At 72.4% G+C, this 15,211-nt stretch carries 12 protein-coding genes; 7 read left to right on the forward strand and 5 right to left on the reverse strand.

What is annotated here, in order from left to right:
- Positions 1 to 130 precede the first annotated feature (130 nt).
- Both aceB and aceA read right to left on the reverse strand, forming a co-directional pair.
- Entirely contained in the window at positions 131 to 1,915 is a 1,785-nt protein-coding gene (gene aceB / locus ABD208_RS03220; protein ID WP_344099425.1) for a malate synthase A, read from the reverse strand.
- A gap of 75 nt (positions 1,916 to 1,990) precedes the next feature.
- Complete coding sequence (gene aceA / locus ABD208_RS03225) at positions 1,991 to 3,379, reverse strand: isocitrate lyase (RefSeq protein WP_344099427.1); 1,389 nt, start codon at positions 3,377 to 3,379, stop codon at positions 1,991 to 1,993.
- A gap of 175 nt (positions 3,380 to 3,554) precedes the next feature.
- Here aceA and ABD208_RS03230 point away from each other — a divergent pair, with 175 nt between their 5' ends.
- Positions 3,555 to 5,069: a helix-turn-helix domain-containing protein gene (locus ABD208_RS03230; protein WP_344099429.1), complete on the forward strand. Its 1,515-nt coding sequence runs from the start codon at positions 3,555 to 3,557 to the stop codon at positions 5,067 to 5,069.
- Positions 5,070 to 5,087: 18 nt separating this feature from the next.
- Here ABD208_RS03230 and ABD208_RS03235 read toward each other — a convergent pair whose 3' ends face one another.
- Complete coding sequence (locus ABD208_RS03235) at positions 5,088 to 6,017, reverse strand: LysR family transcriptional regulator (RefSeq protein ID WP_344099431.1); 930 nt, start codon at positions 6,015 to 6,017, stop codon at positions 5,088 to 5,090.
- Positions 6,018 to 6,207: 190 nt separating this feature from the next.
- Between ABD208_RS03235 and ABD208_RS03240 the strand changes: the two genes are divergently transcribed.
- The 5 genes from ABD208_RS03240 (at position 6,208) to ABD208_RS03260 (ending at position 11,225) form a co-directional block, all read left to right on the forward strand.
- Complete coding sequence (locus ABD208_RS03240; RefSeq protein WP_344099433.1) at positions 6,208 to 7,581, forward strand: MFS transporter; 1,374 nt, start codon at positions 6,208 to 6,210, stop codon at positions 7,579 to 7,581.
- Positions 7,578 to 8,345, forward strand: a complete 768-nt coding sequence (locus ABD208_RS03245) for a 3-hydroxybutyrate dehydrogenase (protein WP_344099435.1) — start codon at positions 7,578 to 7,580, stop codon at positions 8,343 to 8,345. The genes ABD208_RS03240 and ABD208_RS03245 overlap by 4 nt, the downstream gene beginning before the upstream one ends.
- A 127-nt stretch (positions 8,346 to 8,472) precedes the next feature.
- A complete protein-coding gene (locus tag ABD208_RS03250; RefSeq protein ID WP_344099437.1) occupies positions 8,473 to 9,255 on the forward strand; it encodes a CoA transferase subunit A in 783 nt (260 codons plus the stop codon).
- Complete coding sequence (locus ABD208_RS03255; RefSeq protein WP_344099439.1) at positions 9,252 to 9,908, forward strand: 3-oxoacid CoA-transferase subunit B; 657 nt, start codon at positions 9,252 to 9,254, stop codon at positions 9,906 to 9,908. Before ABD208_RS03250 ends, ABD208_RS03255 begins: the two co-directional genes overlap by 4 nt.
- A gap of 123 nt (positions 9,909 to 10,031) precedes the next feature.
- Positions 10,032 to 11,225, forward strand: a complete 1,194-nt coding sequence (locus ABD208_RS03260; RefSeq protein WP_344099441.1) for an acetyl-CoA C-acyltransferase — start codon at positions 10,032 to 10,034, stop codon at positions 11,223 to 11,225.
- 51 nt (positions 11,226 to 11,276) lie between these two features.
- Here the strand turns inward: ABD208_RS03260 and nhaA are convergent, their stop codons facing one another.
- Both nhaA and ABD208_RS03270 read right to left on the reverse strand, forming a co-directional pair.
- Positions 11,277 to 12,587, reverse strand: coding sequence for a Na+/H+ antiporter NhaA (gene nhaA / locus ABD208_RS03265; protein ID WP_425561059.1), 1,311 nt, complete (start codon positions 12,585 to 12,587; stop codon positions 11,277 to 11,279).
- A 128-nt stretch (positions 12,588 to 12,715) separates the two neighbouring features.
- The gene (locus ABD208_RS03270) at positions 12,716 to 13,273 is read right to left on the reverse strand and encodes a DUF1697 domain-containing protein (RefSeq protein ID WP_344099445.1); all 558 of its coding nucleotides are present in this window, start codon (positions 13,271 to 13,273) and stop codon (positions 12,716 to 12,718) included.
- 560 nt (positions 13,274 to 13,833) lie between these two features.
- Here ABD208_RS03270 and phoH2 point away from each other — a divergent pair.
- A complete protein-coding gene (gene phoH2, locus ABD208_RS03275; protein ID WP_425561071.1) occupies positions 13,834 to 15,093 on the forward strand; it encodes an RNA 5'-3' helicase PhoH2 in 1,260 nt (419 codons plus the stop codon).
- Positions 15,094 to 15,211 lie beyond the last annotated feature (118 nt).

The raw sequence follows: 15,211 nt of genomic DNA on the forward strand, positions 1-15,211 counted from the left end.
CCTGCGGGGTCGTGCCCCGCGGGCGGCGTCGTCCTCCGGGGACGACGACCCCGCCCGCCGGCACCCTCCGCGCCCCCAGAAGGCGCGGTTCCGTCTGCCTCGGAATCCGGAGGGTGCCGGCCGGGAGGGCCTACGGCTGATCGGCCGGAGAACCCACCAGGTACTGGGAGTACGCGCCGAGCGTGAGGAACGACGGGAAGTCGTCGCCCAGCGCCACGGAGCGGAAGACGGCCGTCGCGTCGTCGAGACGGTGGCCGTGCGGCCGCGGCAGCTCGGCCAGGACGTCCAGGATCAGCGACTCGACGCGGTCCCGGGTGATGGTCCGCCCGTCGTCGTCGGTCCGCGTGCCCGCGGCGATCCACTGCCACACCTGCGACCGGGAGATCTCGGCGGTGGCGGCGTCCTCCATGAGGCTGTCGAGCGCCGCGGCGCCCGTGCCGCGCAGCCACGAGTCGAGGTACCGGATCGCGATCGACACGTTGGTCCGCAGGCCCTGCGACGTGACCGTGGCGCCCGCGCGCCGCAGCGAGGCGACGTCGAGCAGGTCGTGCGGCGTCACGCGCACGTCGTCGCGCAGGCGGGAGACCTGGTGCGGAGCGGCGCCCAGCACGGCGTCGAACTCCGCCTTGGCCACGGGGATGAGGTCGGGGTGCGCCACCCACGAGCCGTCGAACCCGTCGCCGGCCTCGCGGCGCTTGTCCGCGGCGACCTTCTCGAACGCCTGGCGCGTGACCTCCGGGTCGCGCCGGTCGGGGATGAACGCGCTCATGCCGCCGATGGCGTGCGCGCCGCGCTTGTGGCACGTCGCCACGAGCAGTTCGGTGTAGGCGCGCAGGAACGGCGCCGTCATCGGGACCTGGCCGCGGTCGGGCAGCACATAGGACTCCCCACGCGAGCGGAAGCACTTGATCACGCTGAACAGGTAGTCCCAGCGGCCGGCGTTCAGCCCGGCGCAGTGATCGCGCAGCTCGTAGAGGATCTCCTCCATCTCGAACGCGGCCGGGAGGGTCTCGATCAGCACCGTGGCGCGGATCGTGCCCCGCGGGAGCCCGAGCGCGGCCTGGGCCACCTCGAACACCTCGTTCCACAGCCGGGCCTCGCGGTAGCTCTCCAGCTTCGGCAGGTAGAAGTAGGGGCCGCGACCCCGGGCGATCAGCTCCGCGGCGTTGTGGAAGAGGTAGAGCCCGAAGTCCACGAGCGCGCCGGACGTACAGGTCGCGTGACCCTCCGGGCCGGTGTACCGCAGGTGCTTCTCCACGAGGTGCCAGCCGCGCGGCCGGAACACGATCGTGGGCAGGTCGATCAGGTGGGGCGAGCGCAGGGCGTAGTGCTTGCCCGCCGCGCTGGTGTGCTCCAGCGTGCCGCGGATCGCGTCGTGCAGCGCGAGCTGGCCCTCGACGACGTTGGGCCAGGTGGGGGCCGACGCGTCCTCGGCGTCGGCCAGCCACACCCGCGCGCCGGAGTTGAGCGCGTTGATCGTCATCTTCGGGTCGGTGGGGCCCGTGATCTCCACGCGCCGGTCCTCCAGCCCGGGCGCGCCGGCGGAGCCCGCGACCCGCCAGGACGGGTCCTCGCGCACGGGCCGCGTCACCGCCCGGAAGTCGGGGTCGGCGCCGGACGAGATCTCCTCCCGCCGGTGCTCGCGCTGGGCGAGCAGGCGGGTGCGGCGGGCGGCGAACCTGTCGTGCAGCAGGGCGAGGAAGTCGAGGGCCTCGGGGGTGAGGATCTCGTCGTACCGGTCGCCGAGCGCGGCGGCCACCCGCACCGTGCCGCGCGGGACGACGCCGAGGACGCCGCTCTTCGCGACCGCCCGCGGGGCCGCCGGGGTCGCGGGCGGCGCGGCGTCGTCGGCCACGTCGTCGGGCATGCCGGCGACCGCGGTGCGCGGAGCGCTCGAGTCGATCGTGCTGGTCATGATCGTTCCTCCATCCTCACAACTACGTCCTCGGAAGCTCACGCGAGCTCCCCCGTCCATCGGGACCCGGGCCGGCTAGAACTGGGCCGACTCCGTCGACTCCGCCATCGCCGTCGTCGACGACTCCGGGTTGAGCGCCGTCGAGATCCGGTCGAAGTAGCCGGTGCCGACCTCGCGCTGGTGCTTGGTCGCGGTGTACCCGCGCGCCTCGGAGGCGAACTCGCGCTCCTGCAGCTCCACGTACGCCTTCATCTGCTCGCGGGCGTACCCGTGGGCCAGGTCGAACATCGAGTAGTTCAGGGCGTGGAACCCGGCCAGCGTGATGAACTGGAACGTGAAGCCCATCGCGCCGAGCTCCCTCTGGAACCGCGCGATCGTGTCGTCGTCCAGGTGCTTCTTCCAGTTGAACGACGGCGAGCAGTTGTACGCGAGCATCTGGTCCGGGAACTCCGCCTTGACGGCCTCCGCGAACTTCTTCGCGAGCTCCAGGTCCGGCGTGCCGGTCTCCATCCAGATCAGGTCGGAGTAGGGCGCGTACGCCTTGGCGCGCGCGATGCACGGCTCGATCCCGTTGATCACCTTGTAGAAGCCCTCGGCGGTGCGCTCGCCGGTGACGAACGGCTTGTCGCGGTCGTCGACGTCGGACGTGATGAGCGTGGCCGCCTCGGCGTCCGTGCGGGCGATGAGGACCGACGGCACGTCGGCGACGTCGGCCGCGAGGCGCGCGGCGTTCAGCGTGCGGATGTGCTGCTGGGTGGGGACGAGCACCTTGCCGCCGAGGTGGCCGCACTTCTTCTCCGACGCGAGCTGGTCCTCCCAGTGCACGCCCGCCGCGCCGGCCGCGATCATCGACTTCATCAGCTCGTACGCGTTCAGCGGGCCGCCGAAGCCTGCCTCGGCGTCGGCCACGATCGGGGCCAGCCAGTCCCGCGTGGGCTCACCGTTCTCGGACACGTCGATCTCGTCCGCCCGCAGCAGCGCGTTGTTGATGCGGCGCACCACCGCCGGCACCGAGTTGGCGGGGTAGAGCGACTGGTCGGGGTAGGTCTGGCCCGAGAGGTTCGCGTCGCCGGCCACCTGCCAGCCCGACAGGTAGATCGCCTGCAGCCCGGCCTTGACCTGCTGCACGGCCTGGTTGCCGGTCAGCGCGCCGAGCGCGTTGACGAAGTCCTCCTCGTGCAGCTGCTTCCACAGCCGCTCCGCGCCGCGGCGGGCGAGCGTGTGCTCCTCGCCGACGGAGCCGCGCAGCGCGACGACGTCCTCGGCGGTGAAGGTGCGCTCGGTGTGCGCCCAGCGCGGGTCGGTCTTCCAGTTCTCCGCCAGGGCCTGCGCGCCGACCGTCCGGTCGCCGGCGCGGGAGGCGTTCGCGGCCGACGACGGCGCGGGGGAGCTGCCGTCCCCGGCGGCCTGCGGCGTGGCGGCCCCGGGAAGGGTGCGGCGGGTGACGATGGTCGGTGCGGTCATGGCGGGACCTCCTGGTGAGATGCGGCGAGGCGGGCGGCCGTCCCTCTGGCCGGGCGTTCGTCGCTGTGACTGATCCGACCTTCTGTCATCGAATCGCTCCGGATCTACCAGTACCCAACAGAAATTATGAGCTTCTTCTGCTGGACGGAACGTTCTCGGTGTGTCACCCTCTGGTATGCCCACGACGACCTCGAATCGCGGAACCGAGAGAAATGATCTCCCCGCCGCGGTGGCCGGCGCCGGGACGGCCGCCGAGCCGGAGCCGGACGCCCTGACGATCGGCCGCCAGGTGCGCTTCCTGCGCACCCGCCAGGGAATGAAGCTGGAGGAGCTGGCCGCCGCGATCGGCCGTGCGCCGTCGCAGGTCAGCGCGCTGGAGAACGGCAAGCGCGAGCCGAAGTTCTCCCAGCTGCAGGCCCTGGCCCGGGCCCTGGGCGCGAGCGTCGACGACCTGCTCGACCCCACGCCGCCGTCGCAACGCGACGCCCTGGAGATCGAGCTGGACCGCGTGCAGCGCGGGCCCCTCTTTGCCGCCCTCGGGCTCGACGGCGTCCGCATCGGCAAGTCGCTGCAGGACGACGCCCTGCGCACCATCCTGGGTCTGAACCGCGAGCTGGAGCGGCTGCACGCCGAGCGCGCGCTCACCCCCGAGGAGGCGCGCCGCGCCAACGCCGAGCTGCGGGCCGAGATGCGCGCGGCCGACAACTACATCCCCGAGCTGGAGAGGGTCGCGCGGGAACTGCTGGACGACGTCGGGCACACGGGCGGCCCGCTGCCGCAGCGGATCGCGGCCGAGATCGCCGAGAACCTGGGCTTCACGCTGCACTACGTCCCGGACCTGCCGCACTCGACCCGCTCTGTGATCGACAACCGCAACCACCGGCTCTACCTGCCCGCCGGCGGCCCGCGCGGCCGGTCCAACACCCGTTCGGCGATGCTGCAGGCGCTCGCCTCGCACATCCTGGGCCACACCGAGCCGCACGACTACGGCGAGTTCCTGCGCCAGCGCGTCGAGGCGAACTACCTGGCCGCGGCCCTGCTCGTGCCGGAGAAGAGCGGGGTGAGGTTCCTGCGGGACGCGAAGGACTCCAAGACCATCGCGATCGAGGACCTGCGCGACGCGTTCGCCGTGTCCTTCGAGACCGCGGCGCACCGGTTCACCAACCTCGCCACGAAGCACCTCGGCATCCCGGTGCACTTCATGAAGGTCCACGAGTCCGGGATCCTGCACAAGGCCTACGAGAACGACGGCGTGAGCTTCCCGGCGGACCCGCTCGGCGCGGTCGAGGGGCAGCACGTGTGCCGCAAGTGGACCGCGCGCGTGGTGTTCGGCGTGGAGGACAAGTTCAACCCGTACGCCCAGTACACGGACACGCCGTCGGGCACGTACTGGTGCACCTCACGCGTGGAGAACACGTCGGACGGCGCGTTCTCGGTGTCGGTCGGCGTGCCGTTCGCGCACGTCAAGTGGTTCGCGGGCCGGGAGACCTCGGCCCGTGACCAGTCCCGCTGCCCGGACGAGTCCTGCTGCCGCCGGCCGCCGTCGGAGCTGGCGGAGAAGTGGGCGGACTACGCCTGGCCGAGCGCCCGCCCGCACGCCTCGATGCTCGCCGCGATGCCGGCGGGCGCCTTCCCGGGCGTGGAGACCCGCGAGGTCTACGCCTTCCTGGAACGCCACGCCCCGGCCTGACCGACGCGGGCCCGGGCGTCAGGACGAGGCCGGGCCGGAGCTCGCGTCTCCCAGCAGGGCCTTGCGTTGCCGGAGCGCCTCCGCTCGGAGGCCCTCGAGGACCGCGGCGACCGCCGGGCGGCGCCAGGACTCCGGGTGGATGACGGCGTGGTACGGGAGCCGGTCGCGGACCTCGCCGGGCAGCAGGCGGACGAGGTCCGGGTGGCGGTCCGCCATGAAGCACGGCAGGAACCCCAGCCCCGCGCCCGCACGGGTGGCCTCGACGTGGACGAAGACGTTCGTCGAGGTCAGCGCGTCCCGGATGCCGGGCAGCAGGCGCCGTGGCACGTCGAGGTCGTCGACCTGCAGCATCGAGTCCACGAAGTAGACGAGGTGGTGCGCGGCCGCCTCGGCGACCGACGACGGCGTGCCCTGCCGGGCCAGGTAGTCGCGCGCCCCGTACAGCCCGAGCTCGTACTCGGCCAGCTGGACCGCGCGGCCCCGGTTCACCTGCGGTGTGCCGACCACCACCTCGACGTCCACGCCGGACCGGTGCTGCGCCGCGCGGCGGGTGACGGTCACGATCTCGACGGACAGGTCCGGGTGCTCCTCCCGCAACCGCGCCACGGCCGGGGAGGCGAGGTACGCGGCGAACCCGTCCGTCGTCGTCATCCGGACGACGCCGGTCACCCGGTCCGCCGCGGAGCCGCCGTCGGCGAGCGCCGTCATCGCCTCGGCCACGCCCTCGGCGGCGCGTGCCGCCCGTTCGCCGAGCGCCGTCAGCTCCCACCCGTCGGCCCCGCGCACCAGGACCCGCCCGCCGAGCGCGCGGTTCAGGGCCGCGACGTTCCGGGCGACGGTCGTGTGGGTGAGCCCGAGCGCCTGCGCCGCGCTCGTGTACCGCCCGGAACGCGCGACCTCCAGCAGCACGAGGAGGTGTTCGGGCGAGGGCTTCCGGACCGGCGGCACGGCACCCAGGCTACCGGTGATGTGCGAATTCGTTCACCGTGTGTGCTGACATGCGCGTTGCACGCACATCGGGGCCGCTGCCAGACTCCCCACGACGTCATGGCGCGGCACCGCCCGCGCCGCGTCGTGAGGAGTCCTCGCGCCGGCAACGGAGCCGGTGCGGGTGTCGACGAGGACAACCGGAGGAATCATGGCCACGAGCCAGACCCAGGACCCGCCCGCGTCCGGGCCCGCACCCGAGAGATCACTGCTCCGCAGGGTCGTTGCCGCCTCGATGGCCGGCACGGTCGTGGAGTGGTACGACTTCTTCCTGTACTCCACCGCCTCGGCGCTCGTGTTCGCCAAGGTCCTGCTTCCCGAGATGAACAACGTGTACGACGGCATCATCGCCGCGTTCGTCACGTACGCCGTCGGCTTCGCCGCCAGGCCGCTCGGCGGGATCGTGTTCGGCCACCTCGGCGACAAGCTCGGCCGCAAGCACACCCTGCAGCTCACGATCATGCTGATCGGTGCGGCGACGGTGCTCATGGGCTGCCTGCCCACGTACGGTCAGATCGGTGTCGCCGCTCCGATCCTGCTGGTCCTGCTGCGGTTCGTGCAGGGCCTGGCGCTCGGCGGCGAGTGGGGCGGGGCGGTGCTGCTGGTGGGCGAGCACGCGCCGGACGACCGCCGCGCCACGTGGACGGCCTGGCCGCAGGCCGCGGTCCCGGTCGGCAACCTGCTGGCCACCCTGGTGCTCACCGTCATGTCGGGCGTCCTGACCGAGGAGGCGTTCCTCTCCTGGGGCTGGCGCGTCGCGTTCTGGCTGTCCGCGCTGGTGGTCGTCGTCGGCTACTGGATCCGGACGACCGTCTCGGAGTCGCCGATCTTCGAGGCCGCGCGCGCCGGGCAGAACCAGGAGAAGCACGCGGGCTACGGCGTCGTCGAGGTGCTGCGGAAGTACCCGCGCGGCGTGCTGACCGGCATGGGCCTGCGGTTCGCCGAGAACATCATGTACTACCTGGTGGTCGCCTTCTCGATCGTCTACCTCAACGAGGGCCTGGGCATGGACACCACGCGCGTGCTGAGCCTCGTCGCCGTCGCGCACGTCAGCCATTTCGTGGTGATCCTGGCCGTGGGCCGGGCGATGGACGGCCTGGGCCGCAAGCCCGTCTACCTCGCCGGGGCGATCCTCGGCGGCACCTGGGGCTTCTGGGCCTTCCCGCTCCTGGACACCCGGAACACTGCGCTGATCCTCACCGCGATCGTCGTCGGCCTGGTGTTCCACGCCATGATGTACGCCGGCCAGCCGGCGATCATGGCCGAGATGTTCCCGACCCGGATGCGGTACTCGGGCGTGTCCATCTCCTACCAGGTCACGTCGATCTTCGCGGGCTCCCTCGCGCCGATCCTCGCCACCACCTGGCTGCGGGACACGGGCCACTGGTGGCCCACCGCGGTGTACCTGCTGGTGGCGGGCCTGATCACGGCCGTGACGGTGGTGTCCATGCGGGAGACCAGGGGCGTCTCCCTGCACGAGGTCGACGCCGCCGATGCCGCCGGGCGGAAGGCGGCCGCCGCGTGACCGAGCCGAGCCTCCCGGCCCCGGCCCTGGCGGGCCGCAGGGCTCTCGTCACGGGCGGCGCGTCGGGTATCGGTGCGGCCGTGGCCCGCGAGCTCGCGGCGCGGGGCGCGCACGTGACCGTCGCGGACGTGTCGGCCGACGGCGCGCAGGCCGTCGCCCGTGAGATCGGCGGCGACGCCTGGGTGGTGGACCTGGCGGACACGACGGCGCTCGACGACCTGACGCTCGACGTCGACGTGCTGGTCAACAACGCCGGGATCCAGCACGTCCGCCCGATCGAGGAGTTCGCCCCGGACATGTTCCGGACCATCCACTCGATCATGCTCGTCGCCCCGTTCCTGCTGATCCGCGCCGCCCTGCCGCACATGTACGACGGCGGGTGGGGCCGGGTGGTGAACGTGTCGTCCGTGCACGGCCTGGTGGCCTCGCCGTACAAGAGCGCGTACGTGTCGGCCAAGCACGGGCTCGAAGGGCTGAGCAAGGTGACGGCGCTGGAGGGCGGGCCGAAGGGGGTGACCAGCGTCTGCGTCAACCCCGGGTACGTGCGCACGCCCCTGGTCGAGAGGCAGATCGCGGATCAGGCGGCGGCCCACGGCATCGGCGAGGACGAGGTGCTGGCGCAGGTGCTGCTCAAGGAGCAGGCGGTCAAGCGGCTCGTCGAACCGGCCGAGGTCGCCTCGCTGATCGGCTGGCTCACCGGGCCCGACGGCGCGATGGTCTCCGGCGCCTCCTGGACCCTCGACGGGGGGTGGAGCGCGAGGTGACGGCACGTCCGGGTCCCGCTGGAGCGACACTGGACGTGCCGGGCGTGGTGTTCACCACGACGTCGGCGGTCGTGGGTGCAGGATGAGAGTTCCGGGCGAGACCCGCCGGGAGGACAAGGAGTCAACGATGACCGGACTGGACAAGCAGGTCGCCACAGCGGCCGATGCCGTGGCCGACATCCCCGACGGAGCCTCGCTCGCCGTCGGCGGGTTCGGGCTCTGCGGGAACCCGATGGCGCTGATCAGCGCGCTGCTCGAGCAGGGCACCACCGACCTGTCGGTGGTGAGCAACAACTGCGGCGTGGACGACTGGGGCCTCGGGCTCCTGCTCGGCGCCAAGCGGATCCGCAAGATGACCTCCTCGTACGTCGGGGAGAACAAGGAGTTCGAGCGGCAGTACCTGTCCGGCGAGCTCGAGGTCGAGCTCACGCCGCAGGGCACGCTCGCGGAGAAGCTGCGCGCCGGCGGGTCCGGCATCGCGGCGTTCTTCACGCGCACGGGCGTCGGCACGCAGATCGCCGAGGGCGGCCTGCCCATGCGGTACGACGGCGCCGGGGGCGTCGCGCTCGCGAGCCGGGCCAAGGAGGTCCGGACGTTCGAGGGGTACGACGGCGCGCACGAGTACGTCCTGGAGACCGCGATCACCTGCGACTTCGCGCTCGTCCACGCGCTGCGCGGCGACCGGCACGGGAACCTGGTGTTCAACAGGTCGGCCCGGAACTTCTCGCCGGTCGCGGCGATGGCGGGGCGGATCTGCGTCGCGCAGGTCGAGGAACTCGTCGAGCCGGGCGAGCTGGACCCGGACCAGATCCACCTGCCCGGGGTGTACGTCCACCGGGTCGTGGAGGTCGGCGGCGACATCGAGAAGCGCATCGAGCGCCGCACGGTCACGAAGGAGGCGGCATCATGAGCGGAGCTCTGACGCGACAGGAGATGGCCGCGCGCGCCGCGCGCGAGCTGCAGGACGGCATGTACGTCAACCTCGGCATCGGGCTGCCCACGCTCGTGCCCAACTACGTGCCCGCGGGGCGGGAACTGGTGCTGCAGTCCGAGAACGGGCTGCTCGGGGTGGGGCCCTACCCCACCGAGGACGCCGTCGACCCCGACCTGATCAACGCCGGCAAGGAGACCGTCACCCTCAACCCCGGAGCCTCCGTGTTCGACGCCGCGACCAGCTTCGGGATGATCCGCGGCGGCAAGATCGACGCCGCGATCCTCGGGGCCATGCAGGTCTCCGCCGCGGGCGACATCGCCAACTGGATGATCCCCGGCAAGATGGTCAAGGGCATGGGCGGCGGCATGGACCTCGTGCACGGCGCCCGCCGCGTCGTCGTCCTCATGGAGCACGTGGCCAAGGACGGCTCCCCGAAGATCGTGCGCGAGTGCACGCTCCCGCTGACCGGCAAGGGCGTCGTCGACCGCATCATCACGGACCTCGCGGTCCTCGACGTGACCGACGACGGCCTGGTCCTGCGCGAGCTCGCCCCGGGCGTCACGGCCGACGACGTCGCGGCGGCCACCGAACCGGACTTCACCGTCGACCTGGCCGAAGCGCCTGCCTGACCCCCACCAACGGCTGCCATGAAGCGCGAGGTAGTGCGCGTATCACGCGGTAGTGCCTTCCGCAGGCGCGATCCGATCGGGCGCTACCTCGGCAGGGCGCAGAATGAAGGAGTGAACAACACAATGACAAGTGAGCACGACGACGTGGTCATCGTCTCGGCGGCGCGAACCCCGCAGGGACGGCTCAAGGGCGCGCTGGGTACCCTCGGCGCGGCGGAACTCGGCGCGGTGGCGGCGAGGAAGGCCCTCGCGGACGCGGGGGCGCTCGCGGGCGACGTGGACCGGGTGATCCTCGGTCAGGTGGTCCAGGCGGGCGCCGGGCAGAACCCGGCGCGGCAGGTCGCCGTCGCGGCCGGGATCTCCTGGGACGTCCAGGCGGTGACGATCAACAAGGTCTGCCTGTCCGGGCTGACGGCGATCATCGACGGCGCGCGGATGCTGCGCACCGGCGAGGCGACCGTCGTGCTGGCGGGCGGGCAGGAGTCGATGACGAACGCGCCCCACCTGCTGCTCGGGTCGCGCGCCGGGTACGCCTACGGCCCGGTGACGATGCAGGACTCGCTGGCGCACGACGCGCTGACCGACTCGTTCGACCGGGTCTCGATGGGGGAGTCGACCGAGGAGCACAACCGGGGCGACGTCGAGGTGCCGCGCGAGGAGCAGGACGCCGTCGCGGCGGCCTCGCACCAGCGGGCGGCCGCGGCCTGGAAGGACGGGCTGTTCGAGGCGGAGCTGGCGCCGGTGTCCGTGCCGCAGCGGCGCGGCGAGCCGGTCGAGGTGCGCACGGACGAGGGCGTGCGGCCCGACACGACCGCCGACGGGCTCGCGAAGCTGCGGCCGGCCTTCCGCGAGGGCGGGACGCTGACGGCCGGGAACTCGTCGCAGATCTCCGACGGCGCGGCCGCGGTGGTCCTGACCACGCGCGCGCGGGCGGAGGCGGCGGGCGTGCCGGTGCTCGCGACCGTGCGGTCGTGGGGCCAGGTGGCGGGGCCCGACAACTCGCTGCACTCGCAGCCGGCGCGCGCGATCGAGCAGGCGCTGGAGCGCGAGGGCTGGACGGCGCCGGACCTCGACCTCGTCGAGATCAACGAGGCGTTCGCCGTGGTGGCCGTGGTGTCCGCGCGTCGCCTGGGCGTGCCGATGGAGCAGGTCAACATCCACGGCGGCGGGATCTCGCTGGGCCACCCCGTGGGCGCCTCGGGTGCGCGCCTGGCGGTCCACGCGGCGCACGAGCTGGCGCGCCGGGGCGGCGGCCGCGCCGCGGTGGCCCTGTGCGGCGGCGGCGGTCAGGGCGAGGCGCTGCTCCTCGAGGCCTGATGCCTGCTCCGTGGACGAGGCGACGGACGTCGTCTCGTCCACGGGGCGACCTCAGCCGTGTTCCCTGCGGTCCTGCTCGTCGCCGATGTAGCCCTCGATCTCGTCGGTGACGCCGTCGACGTTCATGTCGGCGGTGCGGGCCTTGCGGGCGTCCCAGCGGAGGGCGAGGGCGCCCAGGAGGGCCGCCAGCAGGGAGCCGGAGAGGACGGCCACCTTGGCGCCCGCCGCGAACTCCTCGTGGGCCGGGTCCGTGAACGACAGCTCGCTGATCAGGAGGGACACGGTGAACCCGATCCCCGCCAGGAGGCCGACGGGGAGCAGGTCGCGAACCCCGATGCCCGGCGCGAGCCGCAGCGGCGTCGCCCGCGTGACGATCCAGGTCGTGCCCACCACGCCGATCAGCTTGCCGAGGACGAGCGCGGTCACGATCGCAGCGACGACGGGCTGGCCGAGGACCGCGCCCGGGCCGCCGTCGTCCACCATCGTGACGCCCGCGGAGAAGAAGGCGAAGACCGGCAGGGCGATGCCCGACGACGTCGGGCGGAGCCCGCGCTCGAAGGCGTGGGTGCGGGTCTCCGGCTCGCCGTGCAGCACGGACGCGGGGACCATGAAGCCGCACAGGACGCCCGCGACCGTGGCGTGGACGCCCGAGGAGTGCATGAAGACCCAGGCGAGCAGCGCGAGGGGGAGCAGGATCCACCAGCGCGGCGTGCGGGCGCGGACGTGCAGGCCGAACAGGGCCACGCACGCGAAGGCCGCCAGCAGCGGCCACCACGCGATCTCGGAGGTGTAGAAGACCGCGATGACGACGATGGCCAGCAGGTCGTCGACGACGGCGAGGGTGAGCAGGAAGGTGCGGATCGCGGTGGGCAGGCCCTTGCCGAAGACCGCCAGGACGGCCAGGGCGAAGGCGATGTCGGTCGCGGTGGGGATGGCCCAGCCGTGCAGGAGGTCGCCGTGGCCGGACGTGAGCAGGAGGGTGCTGTAGATCGCGGCGGGCACCACCATGCCGCCCACCGCGGCGATGATCGGGACGGCCGCCTCCTTCGGGCTGCGCAGGCTGCCCGCGACGAACTCGTGCTTGAGCTCGACGCCCACCACGAAGAAGAAGATCGCGAGCAGGCCGTCGGCGGCCCAGTGCGCGAGCGACAGGTCGAGGTGGACGTCGAGCCCGAACAGGCGGGCCGGGCCGACGACGGTGTGGGCGAGCTCCTGGTACGCCTCCCGCCAGGGCGAGTTCGCCCAGAGCAACGCGAGGACGGCGGCGCCGATGAGGAGGGCGCCCCCGGTGGTCTCCCGGGTCACCCACCTGCGGAGAGTCTGGAGCGGTCCGGGGGTGCCTGCGGGGGCGGTTGCGTGCACGAGATTCCGTTCGGGGTCGCTGGATGAGGACGCCGACCAGTCTTCCCGGCACACCTTCGCCCTACCTTACCCAAGGCGACGCCATACCTCCCGCCGGTCAGGGGCTGGTGGTCGCGGGAGCTGCCTGGTCACGACAGATCCTCGACCATCTCGACCAGCCGCGTGATCGTGTTCCAGTTCCGGCCCGTCAGGGTCGTGCCGGCGGCCCGGTCGAGCGCGTCCGCGGTGATCTTCGACCGCCCGATCCCGTCGACGTAGTGCACGTAGACGATGCCGTCGGCCACGCCGATGTGCTCCCGTCCGCGGTGCTGGAGGTCGAAGCGGGCGATGCCGGCCTCGTTCACGGTCCCGAAGGGCACGTGGGCCTGGAGGTGCGACGGGTCCTGGCGGGCAGCGGCGGGGAAGGGGTTCTCGGCGACGACGGCGAGGACCCGGTCGGAGGTCAGGGCGATCGCGGGGACCTCGGTGTCCACGCGTCCGGTCAGCTGGTCCGTGACGAGCCGGGCGACGTCGTCGGCCGTGACGGCGCCGGACGTTCCCGTGGTGAGGACGAGGTTCCCGCTGTTGAGGAGGGTGCGGACGTCGGCGAAGCCGGCGTCCAGGGCGGCACCGCGCAGGTCGGCCGCGGGCACGCGACGGTGCGGCCCGAGGTTCACCCCGCGGAGGAGGACGACGTATGCAGCCATCGCAACATCGTGTCGGATCGTTCTGAGCGGCGCCAGGGTCCGGTGTGAATGCGCGCCGGGCAAGTCTGTGTCAAGCTGTCTTCTTGACCGTTTCTTGGAGTTGAGGCCAAGAAGTTACAAAGTTGTGAACAGTGTGTGACATCTGGGGACCCGGGAGCATCTGGGTCTGGTCAGAACTTCCACAGCGGCGTACGTTCACGTAACAAGGACGGCACCCAGTCGTTCTTCGGGAGGCCACCTATGGAGTTATCGCTCCGTGGAGAGGGCCGGTCCCGGTCCTGCGCCACCGGGGTGTGCGCCAGGGGCGGGCCGACCGCTCATCCACCAGCACCGTAGTCCCACGACGTTGCTGCGACGGCGCCTCGGCGCCGGAGGGAGCAGTTGCCATGACCCGTTCCGCCGCTGTCTCGAACCACGCCCTCCCAGATCGTCACAGCGGGGCCGCAGGCCCCGGCTCGGGTAGCTCCCCGATCGACCAGGCCGGGGACGACTCCTCGGCCGGGGACGATCGTCGCACCTTCGTCATCGACACCTCCGTCCTCCTGAGCGACCCCCGGGCGATGTTCCGGTTCGCCGAGCACGACGTCGTGCTCCCGGTCGTCGTCATCAGCGAGCTCGAGGCCAAGCGGCACCACGCCGAGCTCGGCTACTTCGCGCGCAGCGCCCTGCGCATGCTCGACGGCCTGCGCGTGCAGCACGGCCGGCTCGACGCGCCCGTCCCGGTGGGCGACGCCGGCGGCACCCTCCGGGTGGAGCTCAACCACATCGACCCGACCGTCCTGCCCGCCGGGTTCCGGCTCGGCGACAACGACACCCGCATCCTGTCCGTGGCCGCCAACCTGGCGGCCGAGGGCGTGCCCGTGACCGTGGTGTCCAAGGACCTGCCGATGCGGGTCAAGGCGTCCGCGGTCGGGCTCGCGGCGGAGGAGTACCGCGCACAGCTCGCCGTCGACTCCGGCTGGACCGGGATGCGCGAGCTGGACCTCACCGACCGGCAGATGTCCGAGCTGTGGGAGGCCGAGAGCCTCGACGTCGCGGCGCTGGCCCCGGAGGTCGTCGAGGCGGCCGCCCCGCTGCTCGTGCACACCGGCATGGTGATCCACTCGCCGGGCAGCTCCGCGCTCGGGCGCATCACCCCCGACAAGCGGGTCAAGCTCGTGCGCGGCGACCAGGAGGTGTTCGGGGTGCACGGCCGGTCGGCCGAGCAGCGGATCGCGATCGACCTGCTGCTCGACGAGTCGATCGGCATCGTCTCGCTCGGCGGGCGGGCCGGGACCGGGAAGTCCGCGCTCGCGCTGTGCGCGGGCCTGGAGTCGGTGCTGGAGCGGCAGCAGCACCGCAAGGTCGTGGTGTTCCGGCCGGTCTACGCGGTCGGCGGGCAGGACCTGGGCTACCTGCCCGGGACCGAGGCCGAGAAGATGAACCCCTGGGGGCAGGCGGTCTACGACACGCTGGAGGCGCTGGTCTCCAAGGAGGTGGTCGACGAGATCATCGCCCGGGAGATGCTCGAGGTGCTGCCGCTGACGCACGTGCGCGGCCGCTCGCTGCACGACGCGTTCGTCATCGTCGACGAGGCGCAGTCGCTGGAGCGCAACGTGCTGCTCACGGTGCTGTCCCGGATCGGGCAGAACGCGCGGGTGGTGCTCACGCACGACGTCGCGCAGCGCGACAACCTGCGCGTGGGGCGGCACGACGGCGTCGCGGCGGTCATCGAGGCGCTCAAGGGGCACCCGCTGTTCGCGCACGTGACCCTGACCCGGTCCGAGCGGAGCCCGGTGGCTGCGCTGGTCACCGACATGCTGGAGAAGCTGGAGGTCTGACGGAGGGCGTTCGCCGACGGGATTCCGTCCGGGCAGCAGCAGAGGCGCGCTGCCCGGACGGAAGCCCCCCAGCCCCGCGGGTCCCGGCAGCGCGCCTCTGCCGTGTACGTAGTACGGG

This window comes from Myceligenerans crystallogenes, from assembly GCF_039529775.1.
Lineage (GTDB): Bacteria > Actinomycetota > Actinomycetes > Actinomycetales > Cellulomonadaceae > Myceligenerans > Myceligenerans crystallogenes.